At 70.2% G+C, this 20,917-nt stretch carries 19 protein-coding genes; 10 read left to right on the top strand and 9 right to left on the bottom strand.

All coding sequences use genetic code 11. The features are described from left to right. Positions 1-25 precede the first annotated feature (25 nt). Both ACIQCZ_RS21285 and ACIQCZ_RS21290 read right to left on the bottom strand, forming a co-directional pair. Positions 26-844: a class II aldolase/adducin family protein gene (locus ACIQCZ_RS21285; RefSeq protein ID WP_402284097.1), complete on the bottom strand. Its 819-nt coding sequence runs from the start codon at positions 842-844 to the stop codon at positions 26-28. Then, positions 841-1,821 carry a C-terminal binding protein gene (locus ACIQCZ_RS21290; protein WP_402284098.1) on the bottom strand — a complete coding sequence of 327 codons (981 nt, stop codon included), beginning with the start codon at positions 1,819-1,821 and terminating at the stop codon, positions 841-843. The genes ACIQCZ_RS21285 and ACIQCZ_RS21290 overlap by 4 nt, the downstream gene beginning before the upstream one ends. Before the next feature lie 244 nt (positions 1,822-2,065). Between ACIQCZ_RS21290 and ACIQCZ_RS21295 the strand changes: the two genes are divergently transcribed. From ACIQCZ_RS21295 to ACIQCZ_RS21305, 3 genes are all read left to right on the top strand, one after another. After that, positions 2,066-2,965, top strand: coding sequence for an Lrp/AsnC family transcriptional regulator (locus ACIQCZ_RS21295; protein ID WP_402284100.1), 900 nt, complete (start codon positions 2,066-2,068; stop codon positions 2,963-2,965). 286 nt (positions 2,966-3,251) lie between these two features. Then, positions 3,252-4,907: an amidohydrolase gene (locus tag ACIQCZ_RS21300; RefSeq protein WP_402284102.1), complete on the top strand. Its 1,656-nt coding sequence runs from the start codon at positions 3,252-3,254 to the stop codon at positions 4,905-4,907. Positions 4,908-4,996: 89 nt separating this feature from the next. Then, the gene (locus ACIQCZ_RS21305) at positions 4,997-6,388 is read left to right on the top strand and encodes an MFS transporter (protein WP_402284104.1); all 1,392 of its coding nucleotides are present in this window, start codon (positions 4,997-4,999) and stop codon (positions 6,386-6,388) included. A gap of 46 nt (positions 6,389-6,434) precedes the next feature. On the opposite strand, the gene sigJ is transcribed toward ACIQCZ_RS21305, so the two are convergent. Further along, on the bottom strand, positions 6,435-7,421 hold the full coding sequence (gene sigJ, locus ACIQCZ_RS21310) for an RNA polymerase sigma factor SigJ (protein ID WP_402284106.1): 987 nt from the start codon (positions 7,419-7,421) through the stop codon (positions 6,435-6,437). A gap of 171 nt (positions 7,422-7,592) precedes the next feature. Here sigJ and ACIQCZ_RS21315 point away from each other — a divergent pair, with 171 nt between their 5' ends. After that, positions 7,593-8,000, top strand: coding sequence for a hypothetical protein (locus ACIQCZ_RS21315; RefSeq protein WP_402284109.1), 408 nt, complete (start codon positions 7,593-7,595; stop codon positions 7,998-8,000). Positions 8,001-8,132: 132 nt separating this feature from the next. Here ACIQCZ_RS21315 and ACIQCZ_RS21320 read toward each other — a convergent pair whose 3' ends face one another. Then, entirely contained in the window at positions 8,133-8,522 is a 390-nt protein-coding gene (locus ACIQCZ_RS21320) for a VOC family protein (protein WP_402284112.1), read from the bottom strand. A 236-nt stretch (positions 8,523-8,758) separates the two neighbouring features. Here ACIQCZ_RS21320 and ACIQCZ_RS21325 point away from each other — a divergent pair, with 236 nt between their 5' ends. The 4 genes from ACIQCZ_RS21325 to ACIQCZ_RS21340 all read left to right on the top strand — a co-directional run bounded on the left by ACIQCZ_RS21325 (position 8,759) and on the right by ACIQCZ_RS21340 (position 11,450). Next, positions 8,759-9,583 carry a Scr1 family TA system antitoxin-like transcriptional regulator gene (locus ACIQCZ_RS21325; protein ID WP_402284115.1) on the top strand — a complete coding sequence of 275 codons (825 nt, stop codon included), beginning with the start codon at positions 8,759-8,761 and terminating at the stop codon, positions 9,581-9,583. Then, positions 9,580-9,831, top strand: coding sequence for a DUF397 domain-containing protein (locus ACIQCZ_RS21330; RefSeq protein ID WP_402284117.1), 252 nt, complete (start codon positions 9,580-9,582; stop codon positions 9,829-9,831). Before ACIQCZ_RS21325 ends, ACIQCZ_RS21330 begins: the two co-directional genes overlap by 4 nt. Before the next feature lie 25 nt (positions 9,832-9,856). Then, entirely contained in the window at positions 9,857-10,522 is a 666-nt protein-coding gene (locus ACIQCZ_RS21335) for a 1,4-alpha-glucan branching protein (RefSeq protein ID WP_402284118.1), read from the top strand. A gap of 133 nt (positions 10,523-10,655) precedes the next feature. Continuing rightward, positions 10,656-11,450 carry a DUF4253 domain-containing protein gene (locus ACIQCZ_RS21340; RefSeq protein WP_376272829.1) on the top strand — a complete coding sequence of 265 codons (795 nt, stop codon included), beginning with the start codon at positions 10,656-10,658 and terminating at the stop codon, positions 11,448-11,450. Positions 11,451-11,524: 74 nt separating this feature from the next. On the opposite strand, the gene ACIQCZ_RS21345 is transcribed toward ACIQCZ_RS21340, so the two are convergent. Further along, the gene (locus ACIQCZ_RS21345) at positions 11,525-12,787 is read right to left on the bottom strand and encodes a beta-ketoacyl-[acyl-carrier-protein] synthase family protein (protein ID WP_402284120.1); all 1,263 of its coding nucleotides are present in this window, start codon (positions 12,785-12,787) and stop codon (positions 11,525-11,527) included. A gap of 66 nt (positions 12,788-12,853) precedes the next feature. Between ACIQCZ_RS21345 and ACIQCZ_RS21350 the strand changes: the two genes are divergently transcribed. After that, positions 12,854-13,471, top strand: a complete 618-nt coding sequence (locus ACIQCZ_RS21350; RefSeq protein WP_402284121.1) for a TetR/AcrR family transcriptional regulator C-terminal domain-containing protein — start codon at positions 12,854-12,856, stop codon at positions 13,469-13,471. 295 nt (positions 13,472-13,766) lie between these two features. Here the strand turns inward: ACIQCZ_RS21350 and ACIQCZ_RS21355 are convergent, their stop codons facing one another. Both ACIQCZ_RS21355 and ACIQCZ_RS21360 read right to left on the bottom strand, forming a co-directional pair. Beyond that, positions 13,767-14,408, bottom strand: a complete 642-nt coding sequence (locus tag ACIQCZ_RS21355) for a class I SAM-dependent DNA methyltransferase (protein WP_402284123.1) — start codon at positions 14,406-14,408, stop codon at positions 13,767-13,769. Positions 14,409-14,757: 349 nt separating this feature from the next. Next, positions 14,758-15,546: a thioesterase family protein gene (locus ACIQCZ_RS21360; RefSeq protein WP_402284205.1), complete on the bottom strand. Its 789-nt coding sequence runs from the start codon at positions 15,544-15,546 to the stop codon at positions 14,758-14,760. Between the two features lie 343 nt (positions 15,547-15,889). Between ACIQCZ_RS21360 and ACIQCZ_RS21365 the strand changes: the two genes are divergently transcribed. After that, positions 15,890-16,234: a hypothetical protein gene (locus tag ACIQCZ_RS21365; RefSeq protein WP_376219238.1), complete on the top strand. Its 345-nt coding sequence runs from the start codon at positions 15,890-15,892 to the stop codon at positions 16,232-16,234. Positions 16,235-16,281: 47 nt separating this feature from the next. Here ACIQCZ_RS21365 and ACIQCZ_RS21370 read toward each other — a convergent pair whose 3' ends face one another. Both ACIQCZ_RS21370 and ACIQCZ_RS21375 read right to left on the bottom strand, forming a co-directional pair. Next, a complete protein-coding gene (locus ACIQCZ_RS21370; protein ID WP_402284126.1) occupies positions 16,282-17,511 on the bottom strand; it encodes a MarR family transcriptional regulator in 1,230 nt (409 codons plus the stop codon). Positions 17,512-18,011: 500 nt separating this feature from the next. Further along, positions 18,012-20,858, bottom strand: a complete 2,847-nt coding sequence (locus ACIQCZ_RS21375) for a right-handed parallel beta-helix repeat-containing protein (RefSeq protein ID WP_402284127.1) — start codon at positions 20,856-20,858, stop codon at positions 18,012-18,014. Between the last annotated feature and the right edge of the window lie 59 nt (positions 20,859-20,917).

Here is a 20,917-nt window from a genome sequence, read left to right on the forward strand (position 1 = left end):
TGAAGCCCCTCGAAGATCCTCCGGCTCAGTCCCGGTAGTCCGGGGCCACCCGGTCCAGCAGCCGCAGCATGGCCGCCCACGCCAGCTCGTAGGCGGCATCGTCCTGGAGGTCCGTGTCCGCGTCCGCGTCGCCCGCGAGCTGTCGGGCGGTGTACTCGCAGGTCTCGGCCGGGGGAAGGATCAGCGGTCCGCCGCCCGCCTGGGCGGTGACCTGGATCTCGCAGGCCTTCTCCAGGTAGTACATGCGCAGGAAGGCCTGGGCGGCGCTCTCGCCCACCGTGAGCAGACCGTGGTTGCGCAGGATCAGCGCCGGGTGGTGGCCGATGTCGTCGACCAGGCGCTTCTGCTCGTCGAGGTTGAGGGCCACGCCCTCGTAGTCGTGGTAGCCGACGCGGTTGTAGAACTCCATCGACATCTGGTTCAGCGGCAGCAGCCCGTCGCGCTGGGCGGCGACCGCGCAGCCGGCCTTGGTGTGGGTGTGCAGGACGCAGTGCGCGTCCTCGCGCGCGGCGTGGATCGCGCTGTGGATGACGAATCCCGCGGGGTTGACGGGGTGGGGCGTGGGCTCGACCGGCCGGCCCGACAGGTCGATCTTGACCAGGTTGGAGGCGGTGATCTCCTCGAAGAGGAGGCCGTAGGGGTTGATCAGGAAGTGGTGCTCGGGCCCCGGCAACCGGAGCGAGATGTGGGTGAAGATCAGGTCGGTCATCCGGAAGTGCGCCACGAGCCGGTAGACGGCGGCGAGTTCACGACGCAGCCGGGTCTCCTCGGCAAGGCCCGGGGCGAGCTCCGCGTCGGTCACCTCGGCGAGGTCCGGGGCGGGGGCGGCGGGCAGTGCGGTCATGAGAGGGCTCCTTCGGGCGTCGGGTCGACCACGGGGGTCAGCGGGCGCCCGGTGCGGTGCCAGGCGATGACGTTCTCGGCGGGCGCGCACACGTAGGCCCGCTGCGAGGTGTCGGACAGGTAGGCGCTGTGCGGGGAGAGCTGGATGCGCGGGTGGGTGCGCAGCGGGTCGTCCTGCGCCGGAGGCTCGACCGGGAACACGTCCAGGGCCGCGGCCCGGAGCCGTCCGCCGTCCAGCGCGGCCAACAGCGCGTCGGTGTCGACGAGTTCACCGCGGGCGACGTTCACCAGGTAGCCACCGGGCCGCATCCGGGCGAGCAGCTCCGCGTCGACCATCCTGCGGGTCTGCTCGGTCAGCGGGGTGTGCAGCGAGAGCACGTCGCAGGCGGCGATCAGCTCGTCCCGGCCGAGCCGCTCGACACCAAGCGGCCACCCGGCCGCGTCGGCGTGCGGGTCGTACGCGGCGACGCGCCCGAAGACGGGGCCCGCGATCCGGGCCAGCACTCGCGCGATGCGTCCGAACCCCAGGAGGCCGAGCGTCAGCTCACCGGCCCTGCGCGGCAGTTCGGCGAACTCGGTGTTCCAGCCCCCGCCGCGCACGGTGGCATCGGCCTGGGGCAGCGCGCGTACGAGAGAGAGCGCGGAGGCGAGCGCATGGACGGCGACGTCCTCGGTGGCGGCATGCGGAAGGTTGCTCACCCACACACCGCGACGACGCGCCTCCGCCGTGTCGATCATGTCGTACCCGGCGGACATGGTGGCCAGCATCCGCACACCGGGGAGGCGGTCGAGCAGCGCGGCGTCGACCGGCGCGTAGCCGACGATCAGCGCGACGGCGTCGCGAGCCGCCGCGGCGATCGCGTCGGGCTCGCGGCTGCCCGCGACCCGGGTGTCGAATCCCGCCTCGGCCAGCAGCCGCCGCCCCGGACCGACGTCGAGTTCCTCGGGGTCCGTGAACACCACCAGGGGCCGGCTCATCCCATCCTCCTCAAGCTTCGCAAGCCCTTCCGGACCTTCAGCCACAGCGAAATGCCGATTCGTTTGCTTTGGTCGCGCTGAACCTACGTTTCATCCGACAGAATTGTCCAGAGATGGTGATGCGTACGTCGGTGACGCGCGTCACGTGGCCCGCACCTCGAAGCCCCGGAGCCCCGGTGGTCAAGAATGGGCCCCGTCCCGGGTGCACCCGCCCCGGACAATCGAGCCGAGGGGAAGCTCCCAGGTGGATCTGGACCGGACCGATCTGGCCGTCGTCCGCGAACTGCAGACGGACGGCCGTCTGACGTACGAGACGCTGGCGCAGCGCGTCGGACTCTCCCGCCCCGCCACCCGCGCCCGCGTGCAGCGGCTGCTCGCGGGCGGTGGTGTGCGCGTGGTGGCCGTCGTCCACCCCGCGGTACGGGACCTGACCGCCTCGGCCCATCTGTCGATCGGCGTGAGCGGAGCGGCCGAGCCGGTGGCCCGCGCCATCGCCGCCATGCCGCAGGCGCCGTTCGTCACCCTCACCGCGGGCAGCCGCGCGATCATGGCGGAGCTGCGCACCGAAGGGCTGGCGGAGCTGGACCGGGCCATCGAGTCGATCCGCTCACTGAACGGCGTCGACCACATCGACCCACTGATCTCCCTCCAGCACCTCAAGGACCCGTACCTGCTGGCGGGCCGGCCCGATGTTCTTGACCTGGACGCGACGGACCGGCTGATCCTGGACGAGCTGGAGCGCGACGGGCGCCTGCCCTTCGCCGAGCTCGCCGAACGCGTCGGGCTCTCGCCCGGCGCCGCCCGCGCCCGCACCCTGCGCCTTCTCGACGGCGGTGTCGCGAAGGTGCTCGCACTGGTACGTCCGGAGCTGCTCGGGCTCGGCTTCCTGTGCGGATTCGCCGTACGCCTGGACGGCGAGCGGGACGCCGTCGCCCGGCACATCGGCGGATGGGACCGGGTCTCGTTCCTGTCCGCCTGCATGGGACGCGCGGAACTCGTCGGAACGATCAGCGCGGAGTCGCTCGCGGCGGTGCGCGAGACGCTGGAGGACATGCGGGCGTGCGAGGGCGTGCGCGCCGTGGAGAGCTGGGTGCACCTGGAGCTGGTCAAGGAGCGGTACGACCTCACCGCCCCCACCCCCTGAGCGCCACAGCACGGCGCACACCGAACGATACGTAAGTGAAAGTCGGCGCAATATTCCGAAAAATTTGTGAGCAAAGGGTCTAGGCAAGACATCGTCTGCTGCATATCGTCCATGCGAACGAATCAGCCGTCACGGACTCTCCGTGTACATGGGCTTCCTGTCCGCACGGGCCGTATCCACGGCCACCGTGTGTACGGACTGCCCGTACCTACGGCCTCCGTGTGTACGGGCTCCCGTGCGTACGGCCTCCCTCATGGACGTCCCAGGTCGAAAGCAGGCCCCACTCATGCACCACCCCTTCGACGAAGCCGACCGCACGCTCCTGGTGACCGGCGCGGCCGTCGCCGCCCCCGGTACCGCCGAACGAGCCGAGGCACTGGCCGTCCGCGGCGGCCGGGTCGTCCACGTCGGCACCGCCGACGACGCCCGCGCCGCACTCGGCGGCCGGGCCGACGACGTCCTCGAACTCGACGGCGGCCTCGTCCACCCCGGCTTCGTCGACGCCCACTGCCACCCCGTGATGTACGGACAGGCCCTGGCCTGGGTGGACTGCCGCCCCGAACGCGTACCGGACATCGAGACGCTCGTCGCCGTCCTGACCGAAGCGGCCCGCGAACTGCCCGCCGGGGTTCCGGTACGCGGTTTCGGCTACGAGCACCGCCGCCTCGCCGAGCGCCGTCACCCCACCTGCCACGACCTCGACCGCGTCGCCACCGACCGCGAGGTCTACGTGATGAACGCCTCCGGTCACGGCGGCGTCGTCAACTCCCATACCCTGCGCACCTGCGGAGTCACCGCGGGCACCCCGGACCCGGAGGGCGGCAGCATCGGCCGGTCCGCCTCCGGCGAGCCCGACGGCCAGCTCTGGGACGCCGCCTGTGACCTGCTCACCGGCCCCGGCGGCGTGAAGATCGGCAACCACGGCCCGAACTTCCACCTCTCCGAGCCCGACGCCATCATGGCCGACCACCTCCAGCGCGCCCAGGAGGTCTTCCTCGCCGCCGGAGTCACCACTGTCGGCGATGCCCAGGCGTCCCGCCGCGAGATGGAGACGTATCTGCGTGCCCGCGCCGACGGGTCACTGCGTCTGCGCGTCTCCGCCTACCTCACCTCCGCGCTCCTGGACACCGCGCTGGAACTGGGCGTGGTGAACGGCTTCGGCGACGACCTCTTCCGCATCCAGGGCGTCAAGTTCTACGCCGACGGCACCCTCGGCGGCTGGACCGCCTACTTCCCCGAGGGCTACGCCGCCGACTGCTGCCACCACGGGCAGCTCTACCACTCCGCCGAGGAGTACGCCGAACTCGTCGGCCGCGCCCACCGCGCCGGTCTCCAGACCGCGACCCACGCGCAGTCCCCGTACGCCATCGGCATGGTCCTCGACGCCGTCGAGAAGGCGCAGGCCGACCGGGAGCGCCCCGGCATCCGCCACCGCATCGAGCACTCCGGTCTGCCCACCGACGAGCAGATCGCCCGCATGGGCCGGCTGGGCGTCGTCCCGGTCATGCAGCCCCAGCACCACCTGCGCACCGGCGACGGCACACTGACCGCCGTCGGCGACCTCGGCCACCGCTACAACCCGGCAGGCACCTGCCTGACCGCAGGCGTCCCCGTCGTCTTCAGCTCGGACGCGCCCGTCGCCCCGCCCGCCCCGCTGGAGGCCGTCTCCGCCGCCGCGACCCGGCGCACCGTGCTCGGCACCGTCCTCGGCGACGCCTCGCTGCGGATGCCTGTCGCGGACGGGCTGCTCGCGCACACCGCCTCGGCCGCCCGCGCCCTGCACCGCGAACACGCCGTCGGCGCCCTGGCCCCCGGCATGCTCGCCGACTTCGTGGTCCTGGCCGGCGACCCGCTCACCACCGATCCGGCCGAACTCGCCTCCATCGGCGTACGCGAGACCTGGATCGGCGGCTCCCGCGCCTGGGCAGCCCCCGGCCGCTGACCCCCGCCCCTCCGCCCCTTCCCCCTCCGCTCCCTTCTCTCCCCTCCCTTCTCTCCCCTTCCGCTGCCCCTCCCGCCCCCGGAGGCACCGTGTCCCCGTCCCCGTCCCCATCCACCACCGGACAGAGCCCGTACAGAGCCGCCGTCGCGGCGCTGGCAGGCACTTCCATCGAGTGGTACGACTTCTACGCGTTCGCCACCGCCGCGGCGATCGTCTTCAACGACGTGTTCTTCCCGCCGGACATGTCGCCGTACCTCCGGACCCTGTCCGCCTTCGCGACGTTCGCCGTGGGCTTCCTGCTGCGGCCCCTCGGCGGCATCGTCTTCGGGCACATCGGTGACCGCGTAGGACGCAAGAAGACCCTCGTCATCACGTTGGTGATGATGGGCGTCGCGTCCTTCGCCATCGGCCTGCTGCCCACCTACGCCCAGGTCGGCGCACTCGCGCCGATCCTGCTGATCGTGCTGCGACTGGTCCAGGGCGTCGCGATCGGCGGGGAGTGGGGCGGCGCGGTGCTGATCGCCGTGGAGAACGCCCCGCGCGGCAAGGCCGCCTTCTTCGGCTCGTTCGCCCAACTCGGCTCATCGGTCGGTGCGTTGCTGTCGACCGGCGCCTTCAGCCTGATGAACCTCTTCGGGCACGACGCGTTCATGAGCTGGGGCTGGCGCGTGCCGTTCCTGGCCTCCGCCGTGCTGGTGATCGTGGGCCTGGTCGTCCGGGTCAAGCTGGAGGAGTCCCCGGTCATGGAGGAGGTGCGCAGGGAACAACAGGCGAAGCAGGCCGACGGCGGGGCGGAAGAAACCCGACTGCCCGTGGTGGAGGTCTTCCAGAAGGCCTGGCGGACCGTCCTCATCGGCGTCTTCGCCCTGGCCACCGCGACCGGTGGCTACTACGTGGTGACCAGCTTCCTGCTCTCGTACGGCACCGGCGACGACCTCCATCTGTCGGAGTCGATGCTGCTCAACGGCCTCACCCTGGCGGCCTTCCTGGAACTCCTCGTCACCCCCTGGCTGTCGTGGCTCGCCGACCGGGTGGGATCGCACAAGGTCGTCATCGCCGGTCTCGCGGGCGTCGTCGTCCTGTCCCTGCCCCAGTTCATGGTGCTGGGCACCGGCAGCGTCTTCCTCATCTGGCTGATGATGCTGGCCATGCGTCTGGTGATGTCCGCGCTGTACGGGCCGATCGCGTCGATCCTCGTCGAGGGCTTCGCGCCGCATGTCCGCTACACCGGCATCTCCCTCTCCTACCAGATCTGCAACATGATCTTCGGCGGCCTCGCACCCCTCGCCGCGGTCTCCCTCGCGGCGGCGGCGGGCGGTCACTACTGGCCCCCAGCCGTCATGCTGATGGCCATCTCGGCGATCGGCATCGTGTGCACGGCCCGCCTCCACCGGCTGGGCAAGGCACAGACACAGGCGCAGGCATCCGACGGGCCGACCCAGCCCCCGATGACGCACAGGCCGGTACCGACCGCTCTGTGACATTCGAAGCGCGTGACCCCGGCCCGGTGGACCATCAACCGCTCGATCAGCCGCTCGGCTTCGTTCCGGCGGGCGTGGTGTGCCGGGCCGGAGCCTCCGTCCACCGACTGAGTTTCTCCGGGTTCCGGACCGCCCAGATACGAGTGATGCGACCACCGGTGAGGCTGAACGCCGCCACGGTCATGGTCACGCCGGCGTGCTGGGCGACCAGGCCGGGGCGACCATTGACCGTCCGTTCCAGGAGCGTCAGCCCCGGGGCCTTGCCGGCGATGTGGATCAGGTACTGGGCGATGCGCTCGCTGCCCTCGACCGGGCGGAGGGCGGCGCCGACCAGTCCGCCACCGTCGGCGATCATCGTGGCATCGGGGTCGAGGAGGTCGACGAGGGCCTCGATGTCCCTGGCCTCCCACGCCTCCTTGAAATGCCGCACCAGACCGGCCTGCCCGGCCGTCGGAACGGCCGGAGCCTGCGCGGCGCGAATACGCCGACGGGCCGAGGACGCCAACTGCCGGCAGGCCGCCGGCGTCCGGCCGACGATCTCGGCGACCTCGGCGAAGGGGTACCGGAAGACGTCGTGCAGGATGAACGCCACCCGTTCGGCCGGCGTCATCGACTCCAGTACGACGAGGAAGGCCATGTTCACCGACTCGTCCAAGGTGACCCAGTCGGCGGGGTCGGCCGGCCCGGCCCCGCCGCCGCCCGCCCGCGCGCCGGTCCACTCCGTACGGTCGGGCAGCGGCTCGGGTATCCAGGCGCCGACATAGCGCTCGCGCCGGACCCGCGCCGAGCCGAGCAGGTCCAGGCAGACGCGGGTGGCCACCGTGGTCAGCCAGGCACCGGGCGACTCGATGGCCTGCTGCTGCCGCCGCGACATCGCGTACCAGCGGGCGTAGGTCTCCTGCACGGCGTCCTCGGCCTCGGCCAGCGAACCGAGCAGCCGATAGGCGAGGTTGATCAGCTGACGCCGCTCGCCGACGATCACGCTCGGGTCCGGCTCGGACCGGTCACGCGCCGGCTCGGACGGGGTGCTCATGGTCACGACCGCTCCCTCGTTGTCTATGTCCGCTTCCGCTCCCGCCGCTGCGACGAAGCGGCACACCGGACTGTGACACCGGTCCTTCGCCTCACATTTCGCGGGCCCACGTCGTCGGATCAGCGGGACACTACCGATCCACCGCCGCAAGGCAGAAGAGGGGACCGCACCATGGCCACACAGACGACGGCGGCAGAACAGCGCGGCTTCACGTTCCTGCAGGTCGCGATCGCACTGCAGACCTTGGCCATCTTCTTCCAGGCGGTCACCGCCGGACTGCTGCTCTCCTCGTCCCACGGCGAGGTACTGCACGGCGTCGGGGCGCGCGTGATGTACGGCGCATCGATGCTGTACGTGATCGCCGCGATCCTGGCATGGCGACCGGGCGGCAGATCGCCACGCCCCATCCTGTACGCGTCCGGCTTCCTCGTACTCGCCTCGGTGCAGGTGGTGCTGGGCATCGCGCACAAGCCGTCGCTCCATGTCCCCCTGGGCGTCCTGATGTTCGGCCTGAGCGTGCTGGCACTCGGCCAGGTGCTGTACACCCGCGTGGCGCAGCGCTCCGGCACCCGGTCGTGACCGCCACGCGAAGTGGGGTCGCCGCCTCCACGGCGACGGCCTCCCGTACGAACTCCCGGGCCGCAGCCGTCGATCGGCGTTCGCGCCGGTAGCACCGCTCACGCAGCAGCGAGAGTTGCGGCCCACAGTCGCTCAGCCGAGGTAGTTCGCTCGTCCCTCGTCGTCGAGCTCGAATGCGCCCTCAGGGATGATGCAGAACTCATTGCCCTCAGGGTCCGCCATCACCAGGAACCCCCCGTCGTCGTACTGCTCCAGTCTGCGCCCACCGAGCGCCTCCACCCGCTGCTGCTCGGCTGCGGGGTGGGGCGAGGTGATGTCGAAGTGCATGCGGTTCTTGCCCGATGCGGGTTCGCTGGTCTGCTGGAAGCCCAGGCCGAGGCCGTTCTCTCGCCGAAGCCATACATACGGGCCCATGCGGCCCACGACCGGCCTGCCGAGCAACTCGGACCAGAACACAGCGAGCCGCTCGGGGTCGGTGGCGTCGACGATGAGGGCATTGACCTGCATAGGGGAGTCCGCCATGCCCCCGATCCTCCCAGGGGGCGCAAGGCCGCTCAGCCACGAGGCTCCGACCGGAGGAAATCAAGCTTCGATGACACGAGCTGCCCGGTGGTCAATCTCAGCGGCATCCGTTGAAGGTTCGACGGCACAGGACATCACACTCCGTGACTATGCTGCCGCGGCATGCACACCCGTACAGATTTCTTGTACGGGTCGTGCGCGCGTGACGTACGCACGTAGGTGGGAGTTCGATCCGTATGCACCCCAGGAAGCGGCAGCGCAAGAACGCGTCGGCAATGAAACTCGTGGGCAAACTGGTCGGCGTGTTCCGCGTCGCGGCCGGGCTGACCCAGGCCCAACTGGCGGACCGGGTAGGCCATCAGGTCGAGACGATCGCCTCCATCGAGCAGGGCAGACGCGCACTGCTGCCGGACCTGGCCCACCGATTGGACGAGTTGCTGGACACCAAGGGGGCACTGGAGACGGCGGTGGGAAACATGCCGGAGGTGGACCTGATCCCGGCGTGGGCAGAGCAATACATGGATCTGGAGCGGGCGGCACTGGCTCTGTGCTTCTTCGCGAACCAGGTTCTGCCCGGCTTGCTGCAGACCGAGAACTACGCACGAGCCGTCTTCGACAGCCGAGTTCCCACGTTCAGCGAGGAAGAGATCGACGCGCATGTGGACAAGCGCCTTGAACGTCAGGAACTCTTGCGCCGCAAAGTGCCTCCGACCACCAGTTTCGTCATCTCCGAGGCCGTTGTTCGCGACCGCCTCGGAGGCAAGGAGGTGTACTGCGAGACCCTGCGCCATCTTCGCGCCTGCGCCGACCTGCCAGGCATCACGCTCCAGGTTCTGCCGCTCGGCCGCAAGACACACGCTGGACTCGACGGGCCGTTCATCCTGCTGGAGACTCCGGACTACCAGCGCATCGCCTACACCGAAACGCAGCGCGGCAGCCAACTCATCTCTGACCCGGATGAGATCAGCATCCTCATGCAGAGGTATGCGATGCTGCGAACGCAGGCCCTCAACACCGAGGATACGAGGGACCTGTTGGACCTGCTGCTAGGAGAGCTATGAGCACCGCACTTGAGTGGTTCAAGTCCAGCTACAGCGGCAGCGACGGCGGCGAATGCCTCGAAGTCGCCTACGATTGGCGCAAGTCGAGCTACAGCGGCAGCGAGGGCGGTCAGTGCGTCGAGGTCGCCGCGCACCCCGCCGCCGTCCACGTCCGCGACTCCAAGAACCCCGACGGCCCCACCCTCACCGTCGCGCCGACCACCTGGACGGCCTTCGCCGGTTTCGCCGCCGACCGGCGTCTCGTCTGAGCCCACGGGAGAGAGAGACCACCACATGGCTGTCATCCACCGCACCACGCTGACGCCCACCAAGCTGGAACTGCTCACCACCTGGCTGCCCGCGCAGCCCTGGTACCGCGGCAAGGCGGGGCAGCAGCCGGAGCTGGCCAGGGCCGGCGGGTTCCGGCTGGACGACCCGGAGGGCGAAGTCGGCATCGAGTTCATGGCGGTCACCGACTCCTCGGGAGACCAACCGGTCACGTACCACGTGCCGTTCAGCTACCGGGGCGCCCCGATCGTCGGCGCCGACGAAGCGCTCATCGGCACGACGGAGCATGGGGTGCTGGGGCAGCGGTGGGTGTATGACGGGACGCGTGACGCGGTCCTCGTCGCCCAGCTGTTCGCGCTGATCGTCGGCGAGGCCGAGCCGCAGATGCAGAGCACGAGCGACACCCCCGACCCGTCCGTGACCGGTTGGTTCGCGGAGACCGGCATCAAGGCCGCGCTCGCCTCCACGACCGTGACCGACGACCCGGACGGCACGGATCTCCTCGTGGAGACAGCATCCGACGGACGTCGGCTGGCCATCCACATCAACCGCGTTCTCCAACCCGGCCAGGACACCGACGAGCAGGCGCTCGGTCACGTCACCGCCGACACGCCGCTGCCCGACGGCACTGCGGCACGCACCGCGTTCGTCGTCGTTCACGCTCACCCCTGAGGGCTGTCCCCGTAGCCCGAACCGCCCTGCCGTCCCTGCGGCCTGCCCACGAGCGGCCGTAGGGTGGCCGCGGGCGTCCGGGAGTCCACCCGCGCCCCGGCCGCTGTCAGTGGCCGCGTCTAGAGTCGCGGTCATGGCGACGCTCCCGAATCCGCTTCCTTCACTGGCCACCTCCGGGGTCCAACTCCCGCCCGGTGCACTGGTCGACGCGACGATCGACGGGCCGTGGCACGAGCCGCTGCTCTGGTACGCCGACGCGCCCGCGTCCCCCGGGACATGGGCCGCGATGCGCGCCGCAGGACGGCCGGTCGGGCTGCTCCCCGTGCTGATCGACGGCGGGAGGTACGACTGGTGGCCCGAGGACTGGGATCTCATGCCGGACAGTGCGTCGTACCCCGGTGACCACGACGCCGAGGAGGTGCTCGGTGAGTACTGGGCGGACTGCTCACCCGACGAGCTCGATGTCTACGCCGACGAGTGGCCGGGGCTGGCCCCCTCCCCGGCTGCCGACGGGCCCGACAAGCCGGACGATCTGGCGGCCGCGATAGCGGACGAGTGCACCGGCCCGGACGGCTGGTACCCGGGTACGCGGGCGGCGCTCGTCCCGGCCCGGCGCAGTGCGGACATCCCGGCGGCGATCGGCTGGTCCGGCCCGGAGAGCTACGAGGACGACGTGGCCCGGATCTGCGCGGTCCTGCGCTCCTGGGAGGACCGCTTCGGGATACGGATCGTCGTGATCGGCTTCAACACCCTGACCGTCTCGGTGGGACGGCCGCCCACCACCCTGGCGGAGGCACGGGCGCTCGCCGCCGAGCACATCGCGTTCTGCCCGGACAACGTCATCAACCAGAGCCGGCCGTACGACCTCGACGGCTACGCCGAGAAGATGGTGCTGAAAAAGGAGACCTGGTCGTTCTGGTGGGACTAAAGGGGTGTCCCGTGATCCCGGGTGGAGCAGCGCGCGGCGTCGGATGCGGCGCATCGGAGATGTCTTCGCGTGGGTCATGGCCTCGTCGAGGCCGTACGGGACGCGTGGTGCCGTGCGCCGGTGACGATGAGTGAGACGTTCTGTCCGCCGAAGCCGAAGGAATTGCTGAGCACGGCCTCCTGGGGCACGTCTCGTCGCTCTGCGACGACATCGAGATCGATGTCGGGCCCGACGCCTGCCGCGGTGAGGTTGCGGGTCGGCGGGATGACGCCGTGCTTCACACTGAGGACGGCGATGAGCGCCTCGATCGCACCAGCCGCGCCGAAGAGATGGCCGAGTGCCGCCTTGGGGGCTGTCACGGTGGCGCGGCCGAAGACCTCCCCGATCGCGTGTGCCTCGGCGACGTCGCCGACAGGAGTTCCGGTGGCGTGGGCGTTGATGTGGCTGATCTGCTCGGGAGCCAAACCGGCTTGCGCAAGGGCCTTCCGCATGGCGGAGACCTGACCGGCGCCGTCGGGAGCGGGTGCCGTGATGTGGTGAGCGTCGGCGGCGATGCCGGCTCCCGCGAGCACCGCGTGGACGTGCGCGCCCCGGGCGCCGGCATGCTCGGCGCTTTCGAGCACCACGACAGCGGCGCCTTCACTGAGGACGAATCCGCTGCGGTCCGCGGCGAACGGCCGGGACGCTGAAGCGGGTTCGGCGGTGTACCGCGACAGTGCCTGTGCCTGGACGAAGCCGGCGACGGTGATCGGGGTGATCGCGGCCTCGGTCCCGCCCGCGATGACCACGTCCGCCTCGCCGGCACGGATGAGCCTGGCCCCCAGGGCGATCGCCTCGGCACCGGAAGAGCACGCCGAGACAGGCGTGTAGGACCCGGCCCGTGCGCCGTATTCGATACTGATCAGCGCCGCCGCCGCATTGGGCATGAGCATCGGTACCGTGCGTGGCGAGACGCGCCGCGTCCCGGCCGCCTCCAGTACGTCGTCCTCCTTCAGCAGCGTCCGTACGCCCCCGATGCCCGTGCCGATCGCTGATGCGAGCCGGTCCGGGTCCACCTGCGGGGCACCGGCATCGGCCCAGGCTTCGGCCGCCGCGGTGAGGGCTGCCTGCTGCGAGCGGTCGAACCGCCTGGCCTGCGCCGGCAGCAGCGACTCGGCGGGGTCGATCGCCATCGTCCCTGCGGCGGTGTCGGGAAGGCCGACATCCTCGTGGCCGCGCAGGGCGCCGCCGCGGATGCCCGACTCGCCGGCGAGCAGGGCTTTCCAGGTGGACTCCACGTCTCCACCGAGTGGTGTGATCGCGCCGAGTCCGGTCACGACGACTTCAGTCCGGTGCATGCACTTCAACCTTTCTTGTATGCGATACAAGCGAACAAGCCTTGTTGTATCACATACAATTCAGATGTGGAGAAGAGGCGAACCGAAGCTCGATCAACGTCGGCTCGGTCGCGTGACCGCGGTCGCGCGACGAGGCTCCGGCTGATCGAGGCGACTGCACGGCTCTGCAAGGAGCGGCCCGGAGCCGAGGTGAGTGTCGCCGAGATCGCGAACGCGGCAGGCGTCTTCCCCAATCAGGTCACCTACTACTTCGGCTCCAAGGACTCGCTGCTCGTGCACGCCGCCTTTCTCGGCTTGCTGCACGACGCCCGACGGATCGAGCGCCTCGGTCGCCAAGCCCTCGATGCGGCGGCATTTCGGCGCAACATCGCCCGCGCCGTACTGGCCATGCCCTCGCTCCCATCGGTCGCGCGAGCACTCGCCGCCGGGATCTCCAAGCCCGAACTCGCCCCCGTGGTCGACCGGCACCTCCAGTTGCTGTTCCGGCAATCCGAGCGCTTCGTGAGCCAGCTCATCGACGATCGCGGCTGGCGGGCCCGCCGACCGCTCGACGTGGAGGTCAGGACGTTCTGGAGCACCGCGCTCGGCGCAGTGCTGCTCGTCCGGGCCGGGGCACACGGCAGTGTCGCCGACCTCGACCTCGCCGGAGCATTGACCATCCACGACGAATCCGAGTGCGGCTAGTGCTGTGGCCGGAGAGGTTCACCGGCTCAGCCGAACGGGTCGGCGGCGACGACGTGCGTGGTTCCCGCGCGACGGTGGCCTTGTCGCGGCCGGCATGTTCGCCTTCGCCGACGAACTCCACTGAAGCGGCTGGAGCAAGGCGTGCTGGCCGCCGTGCCGGACGCCGTCCTCAGCGGCGACCCGGCCCCGGGCGGCAGAACCTGCCTGCCGGCCACGGTCGTTGTGGGCGATGGCGGGATCACCGGCAGAGTCCGGGCTGTCGCGTGCCGTCGATGGCGACACGCGACAACCCGAGTCACTTCCCTGCGCGCATCAGCAGATGTCCCCGGCGGAACCGTTCCCCCTCGCACGGCTCACGCAGCATCCGGCCGACCTCCGTGAAGCCGGCCTCACCGGCCAGCTCCGCGAGGTCGTCGATCGGCCATCGGTAGGCCGTCGTGACCTTATGGTCGAACGCCGTGACCGGCTCGCCTTCCGACTCGAAGAAGGCGAGCAGAAGAGTCCCGTCGGGCGCGAGTACCCGACGGAACTCGGCGAAGTACGGGGGCACATCCTGCGGCGGGGTGTGAATGACCGAATACCAGGACACGATGCCCTGCAGCCGGCCGTCGGCCAGGTCCAGGGCGTCCATGGAACCCACCTCGAAGCGCAGGTCCGGGTATGCCTCGCGGGCGAGATCGATCATCACGGGCGACAGGTCGACGCCGAAGACATCCAGCCCCAGATCCCGCAGGTGTGCGGTGACAGGCCCAGGGCCGCATCCCAGCTCGGCGACGGGCCCGGGACCGGCGGCCCGCACGGTCTCGGCGAACGCGGCGAGCACCGCGCGATCCAGCGGAATGGTGTCGAGGTCATCGCGGGCGAGTCCGGCATAGAGCACGGCGACGGCATCGTAGGCATCGGTTGTCGCACGTCGGTACGAGGAGAGTTCAGTCACAAGCGAGGACGGTAGAGCCTTCCCGGCGCTGACGACTGACTATCGGACGAGTCCCGGTGGCGACCGCTCGAAGCGGCAGTGACGCCACACGCGGACAGGGCGCGAGCAGGCCATCTGCCGCCACGTTCGAGACCGGAACGGTGAACAGGCCGCCCGTGTCCGCTGGCTCGCCGACCGAGTGGGTGGCCGGTTCACGGGCAGGGTGCGGCTGGCACCTCTCTGACCCCGAAGAAAACCGGCACGGACGGCCCCCTCACCCGCGCTCCCCTGCCGCCCGGCACCCCGTACCGACCGGTGCCTCCGGCGGCCCCGTACGCCGTGACGGACGGCGAGCGGACACCCTCGCGGCTCAGTCACCTTCCAGTGGACGGACGGTGAGAATCTGTTCGGCGTGGCCGACGGGACCGCGGAGGTCGTGGAGGACGCTGCTGGTGAGCCCCTGCCCCGACGGGCCGAAGGAAACGGTGGTGTCCAGCCCGGTCCACGGCCCTTCCGGTTGCCGGTGCAGGTGGATCGTCAGGTCGAGGTTCGGGAACATCCACGCGGTGGGGTCCTGCTGGACGGCGATGCCGTTCGCGGTGTCCACGAGTGCGATGTACGAGGCAAGGGCACTGCTCGGCTCGCCCCCGACCAGGTCGACGGGCGAGGACACCCAGGCAGCCGTCCGCCCCTTGCGGGTCGGAGGCATTCGACGGACGTCGATGGACGAGACATAACCTCCGTTCCATTCCTCGTCCATGGCCCAGGCGGTGCACTCCTCAGGGGCGGGAAGCCGCTCGTGGGGGCTGTCGGCGACGGCCTCGGTGTCCAGGACCGTCAGCAGCCAGGCACGGGCACGCACGACCGGACGGCCGCCGATGACCACGGTCGCTTCGAGGAGTTCGATGGTCCGGCCGGGACGAACGGTGTCGACGGTGATCTCGCACTCGTCGAGGGCGATCCGGCCGAGGATGTCGTAGCTGATCCTCGCCAGTACGAACTTCCCCGGCCGCGTCGCGAGGTGCCGCTCGACAGCGTGCACGACGAGCCCCGCGAGCGGGCTGAAGTGCTGTTCGTCGGTGTTCCATGCACCCCCTGCGTGAGCCGTGGGTTTGTAGTGGTGCTCGCCCGTTCGCTCGTAGTAGCTCTCGCGCGTGATGACGCCTGCGGTCACAGGATCCGTCTCCTTGGGCAGGTCAGGTGCACATGGGATACAGGTACACATGGGATAGCTGCATCTGTCACGCATCGTAGGGAGCGTCACGCCCACCGGTCACCGTGATCTGCCGCACAAGCGGTCAAGGGGGACGGCAGGCAGCCACTACGGGGCCGTGCCCGGCTGTCTCCTGGCGCACGGCACCGAGGGGGACGAGTCGCAGGCCCTGCGCATCGCCTTGTCCCGACGCAGGGCGGACCCCCGTACGATGCCTCGCGCTCCCGCGCCCGGCGGATGAGTACGGCGACTCATGTGCCGTATTCGAGCGCCGGGTTGAATCGCACGCATGCCCGACAACGTCATGGACAGTCGCCCTCGGCACACCTGGATCGCCTCGCTGATCTCCACGGTCGTGACGCTTCCGCTCGCGTTCGTCGTCCTGGTCTTCGGCGGGCTCGCGCCGATGGCCTGCGACTCCTGCTCAGAGGCCGACTCCGACCGGTTCGACGCCGGCTTCGGCACCGCATGGACGGTGCTCTGCTGCGGCCTGGTCCTGGCCCTGATCGTGCTGGTCGCGAGTTGGGCTCTCAACCGGCGCAGACCGCCGGCCGGTGCCGCGCTCGCCGTACTCGCCCCCGGCACGGTGGTTCTCGCATGGGTGGTGTTCATGTCCCTGGTCGACTGGCCTTGAGCGGCCCGAGAAGCGCCGCCCGAGCGGCCCCCGGGCTTCCTGCGGCGTCAGGGGGCCTTGAGCAGGTCGCGGAGTCCGCTCACATGGGCACGGACGTCACGGTCACGGGCGTCGGACGCGATGGCGGGACCGGTGGTGGCGTCCTGGCCGACGGCCGTGCCGTCGACGGCCCGGCGGCACGGGCGGCAGAGGCCGTCGGGGAGCGCGTCGGGGCGGCCGGGGGTGCCGCACCGGGTGCATTCCACCATCATGCGACGGACCGGTGCTGCGGGAACTTCTTGGGCTGCGGGCAGAGCGGGCGGGATCTTGTCGTTGAGCCGACGCCGCAGGAACCCGACGGGTGATTCGACCCGGGCGGGAAGTCCGGCGGAGAGGGCCTGGGCGAGGTAGTCCGTGCTCACGCCGCGTGCGAGCCATTCGGCGGCACGCCCCTCCAGCGCCGCACAGTCGGCGGCGGACAGCGCCAACCGGTGGTCCTTACGCCCGAGTTGGGCCAGGGCCAGGTACGCGGGCGAGGGGTGTCCCGCGTCCGGCCTCGCGCCGGGCGCGACGGCCCCGGCGAACGCGGCGTCGGCAGCGGATTCGGCAGCGGCGTCGACGTCGGCGGCCCGGGGCGGCGCATCGGCAGCATTCAGGGGCACCGGGACCGAGGGCCCGCTGGGCGCCCAGGACTGCGGGTACGTACCCACCGGCGGTTCGGCCACCGCTCCGGTCCCGGCCCCTGGCACGATCCCGGCACCCACGCCCGCACCGACCACCCCGGCACCGACCCCGACCCCGGCACCGACCCCCGCAGCAAATCCGACCCCGACCGCAACCCCCGCCCCGGCCCCGGCGTCGGCCCCGGCCCGGTTGTCGTCGGCCCCGGCCCGATTGTCCTCCGCGTCCAGATAGGCGTTCCACCATTCGTTGTCCCGCGCGGTACGGGACCAGAACGTGCGGAAGACCCAGCGGACCTGGTCGCCCTCGCCCACCGGGCGACGCACACGGCGCAGATGACCGGCCACCGCCAGGGCGGTCAGGGCGCTGCCGACGGCCTGCTGCCCGTACAGCGGCAGTTGCTTGGCCAGGGCCTTCACATTCATCGCCGCGCCGTCGGGCAGATGGTCGACGAACCCGGCGACATACCGCTCCCGCTCGGGCAGCAGCGCGAAGTCATCCGAGCGGCGGGGTTGTTGGTCCGGCGCGGAACGCTTGCCGTAGCCGGGGTTGGCCATCGGGTAGGCGGGCGAGGATGCGGACCCTCGCAGGGCCGGGCTAAGGTTCCGGGTAGCCACAGGATCGTCGCTCTTTTCGATCTTGGAGGTGAGACCCCGGCCCGGTGCGCTAACACCGTGCCGGGGTCGTTTCGTTGTGCGCACCGTAAGCAACCGTGTCGGCGCGTCGCAAGCTGTCACGATTAGTCATACTTGCTGGCCGTGACGGGGTCGGGGAGGTGGGGAAGGTTGTCCCAACCACCCATTCCCACCCACCGGTTGAGGAAGGCGCTCGAATCCCGGAGCTCGAACCCCGACACTCGAATCCCGATGCACGGATCCCGAAGCTCAACCGCCCTCCGCGACCACTCCGCGCCCCGCCTCGTCCCCCGCACGAGTGAACCGATGGGCCCGGGTCTCGAAACCCGGGGCCCGAGGCCCGGGTATCGAGTGCCGGACCCCGGCACCGCGTTCGACGCACACGTGCACAGGCCCACGTAACGTCTGTGGCCCCGGCCCAACACCCCCGAGAGGAACGTCGGCATGCCCCCGGCCCCGAACCCGGACCACGACGGCGCCCGCTACTGGATCCTGAAACTGTCGACGATCATGTAGTCGCCCGTCTTCATCACGCCCTTGAGGGTGTGCACGCCGGGAGCGAGCCCGGCCGCGCTGAAGACGGCCTTCTGGTGCACGCGCGTGGCGTTGTGGTTGTCGATCGTGCCCACGGACCGGCCGTCGATGAAGAGCTCGACCTCGCCCTCGTCGGTGTTGACCTGGGTGAGGAGATCGATCGCGGTCCCGTTGAAGGCGAGCTCGAAGGAGTCCCCTTTGTTCTGGGTGGCGTGCACGTCGTCGACCCAGCCGCCCGCGCCGCCCCGGTACCTGTTCTTCCAGTCCCAGCCGGTGCCGGTGTAGACGACGCCGGAGGTGTTGTTGATCTGCTGGACCTCGGTGGGCTTGCGCAGGGCCACCTCGACGGACGCCTGATTGCGCCAGACCTTCAGCACGACATCGGCGCCGGGAGCGGTCCGGTTGTACACGAGCCAGAAGCTGTCGCGGTCGGTGACCGGCCGGCCGTCGATCTCCCGGATGACGTCATTGGCGCGCAGCCCCTGCCGGTACGCCTCCGAGGTGCTCGGCACGGAGGAGAGGTGCAGACCGTTGGTGTCGGTCAGTCCCGTGGCGGACTTGATCGCGTCGGAGTAGATCCGGGTGACCGGCACGCCCAGCAGCGGTTCCGGAAGGGCGTCGAGGGTGTCGGTGTCGGGAGTCTCCGTGGGCCAGGTGAGCGGCGGCGGGGTGGGGGATCCGGCCTTGCCGAAGCCGCCCATCGCGATGTTGTGGAAGCCGAGGGCCAGGGCGGGCGAGTCGGACCGGACGGTGTAGTCGAGCTTGGCCGGATCGGCGAACGGGGAGGTGCCGGTGAACTTCGGGTCGGCGATCACCGAACGGGTGTCCAGCCCGTTCGCCCGCCAGGCGTCGCCGAGGCCCTGGACGGCCTTGCCGTCGTTCCAGAACAGGTTGTCGTTGATGACGGGCCTGCTCCTGGCCATGTCGACCTGGATCAGGCTGTAGGGGGTGTCGGTGACGAAGACGTTCTTCTCGACGGTGTCGCCGCTGTCCGCGAACCAGACGTGGAAGTGCGCGCCGCCGTTGACGAAGACGTTGTTGCGTACGGTCCGGTGGAAGCCTTCGCGCAGCTTGACCCCGCCGTTGAGCAGCAGGTTGTCCTCGATGAGGTAGTTCGAGCTGCCGTCGTCGAGGTCGATGTCCCAGTGCGAGGAGTGCCTGATCCGGTTGTGCCGGATGACGGTGGTCTCCATCGCGTCCAGCTTCGCGTACGACTTCTTCGTGGCGTCGTCGGCGGACAGTGGCCAGAAGCGGTCCCGGCCCCAGGAGTTGAAGGGGCCGTGGTCGGACGTCTCTTTGACGCAGTTGAAGATGTCGTTGTTCTCGATGAGGTGGCCTCCCCAGGTGCCGTCGTTGATGTCGACGCAGGCGCGGGGACCGTCGTGGATGGTGTTGCCGTCGACGGTGACGCGGCGGCTCATCGATATCTGCACACCGGAGGTCTGCTTCTCGAACTGCCCGTTGTCGTGCAGGTGGTTGTCGCGGATGGTGATGTCGCGCGGGTAGTTCTCGCTCTTCGGTCCGGGCCGGGTGTCGCTGATGGTCCTGCGCATGCTGTCCCAGGTGGACGGCTCGCGGACCGCGTCCGGGTTGCCGATGACCGCGACGTCGGAGGCCCCCGAGTGGCTGAACTCGTTGCCCGAGACGATGTCGTGGCTGTTGTATCCGTCGATCAGGAGGGCGTTGCCGCCGAGTTGGTCGAAGCGTGAGTCGCGTACGGAGACGTTCTCGGTGTTCTTCAGATGGACGGCGGCCACCCGGGCCAGGGCCCAGTCGCCGAGCTGGAGCTTCTCGTACGGCTGGTCGAACAGGGTGCGGTGGGTCCGGGTGAAGGTGAATCCGGAGAAGGTCAGGTCGCGGACGGCGTCGCCCGGCCCGTTGCCCTCCACCCGGATCAGCTCGTTCTGCTCGGCCGTCTCGACGCGCGCCCGTGCGGGGTCGACCCCGGCCGGGGGATAGAAGTACAGCTTCCCGGCGGGCTTGTCGTAGAACCACTCGCCGGGCGCGTCGAGCTCCTCGAAGACGTTCTCGACCATGCGGTACGTGGCGTGCAGCCCGCTGCCCCGGTTGTTGTCGCCGACCCAGGCCAGCTCGGGCGTGCCGTCCGCCTTCACACCCGTGACCTTGAAGGAGTTCCCGCCCCACATCCCGTCGTGCAGACCGCGGACGAGTGCCGTCGTCGGGTTCTTCCAACGGGCAACGCGCTCGGGGGAGATGGCGTCCGGCGCGTACCCGCCGAGGATCGCCGTGTCCGGGTCGTAGTTCGGGTAGCGGGCGAGCGTCTGCCGCTGCCCGTCGACGAAGAGCCCGTCGAAGTCGAGGCCGGCTCCGATGTCCGCGACCTTGATCGAACCGGAGAAGGAGCTCCAACGCGGCGCGAGCGAACGGCCGCCGCTGATGACGACGCGCTCACCGGGCGCCGCGAGGTACCGGACCGGAGCCCCGGCCGTACCGGAGTCGGCCGTGGTGAACTTCAGGGCGGACCGCAGCCGGTACGTGCCACCGTGCACCACGACGTCGACCGGTCTTCGCCGCGCCGCCTCTTTGTGCAACGCCGTGCGGACGGCCTTCCGGGCCCGCTCCAGCGTCCGGAACGGCCGGGCGGCCGAGCCGTCGGCACGGTCGCTGCCGGTGGCCGACACATGGAGGACGACGGGTTTCGCGCTCTTGTCATGGGCGGAGGCGGGGACGGCGGGCAGGACGGCCAGCCCGAACCCCGTCGCGGCTGCCACGAGCGCGGTCAGCACCGGGGGCGGAGTCGGCCGGCTGGAACTCGAACCTGGGACAGTGCGCACGGGCACTCCTCATCGACGGTCACGTCGTGTCGGCTTCCATGAAAGCCAGGCATCCAATG

The organism is Streptomyces sp. NPDC093149 (assembly GCF_044754145.1).
Taxonomy (GTDB): Bacteria; Actinomycetota; Actinomycetes; order Streptomycetales; family Streptomycetaceae; genus Streptomyces.

Excerpts from the sequence above, each read along its gene's own strand:
- ACIQCZ_RS21340 (WP_376272829.1), top strand. The coding sequence starts at position 10,656 with ATGGCGACGCTCCCGAATCCGCTTCCTTCACTGGCCACCTCCGGGGTC.
- sigJ (WP_402284106.1), bottom strand. The coding sequence starts at position 7,421 with ATGAGCACCCCGTCCGAGCCGGCGCGTGACCGGTCCGAGCCGGACCCG.
- ACIQCZ_RS21290 (WP_402284098.1), bottom strand. The coding sequence starts at position 1,821 with ATGAGCCGGCCCCTGGTGGTGTTCACGGACCCCGAGGAACTCGACGTC.
- ACIQCZ_RS21345 (WP_402284120.1), bottom strand. The coding sequence starts at position 12,787 with ATGCACCGGACTGAAGTCGTCGTGACCGGACTCGGCGCGATCACACCA.
- ACIQCZ_RS21285 (WP_402284097.1), bottom strand. The coding sequence starts at position 844 with ATGACCGCACTGCCCGCCGCCCCCGCCCCGGACCTCGCCGAGGTGACC.
- ACIQCZ_RS21330 (WP_402284117.1), top strand. The coding sequence starts at position 9,580 with ATGAGCACCGCACTTGAGTGGTTCAAGTCCAGCTACAGCGGCAGCGAC.
- ACIQCZ_RS21335 (WP_402284118.1), top strand. The coding sequence starts at position 9,857 with ATGGCTGTCATCCACCGCACCACGCTGACGCCCACCAAGCTGGAACTG.
- ACIQCZ_RS21320 (WP_402284112.1), bottom strand. The coding sequence starts at position 8,522 with ATGGCGGACTCCCCTATGCAGGTCAATGCCCTCATCGTCGACGCCACC.
- ACIQCZ_RS21315 (WP_402284109.1), top strand. The coding sequence starts at position 7,593 with ATGGCCACACAGACGACGGCGGCAGAACAGCGCGGCTTCACGTTCCTG.
- ACIQCZ_RS21325 (WP_402284115.1), top strand. The coding sequence starts at position 8,759 with ATGCACCCCAGGAAGCGGCAGCGCAAGAACGCGTCGGCAATGAAACTC.
- ACIQCZ_RS21300 (WP_402284102.1), top strand. The coding sequence starts at position 3,252 with ATGCACCACCCCTTCGACGAAGCCGACCGCACGCTCCTGGTGACCGGC.
- ACIQCZ_RS21365 (WP_376219238.1), top strand. The coding sequence starts at position 15,890 with ATGCCCGACAACGTCATGGACAGTCGCCCTCGGCACACCTGGATCGCC.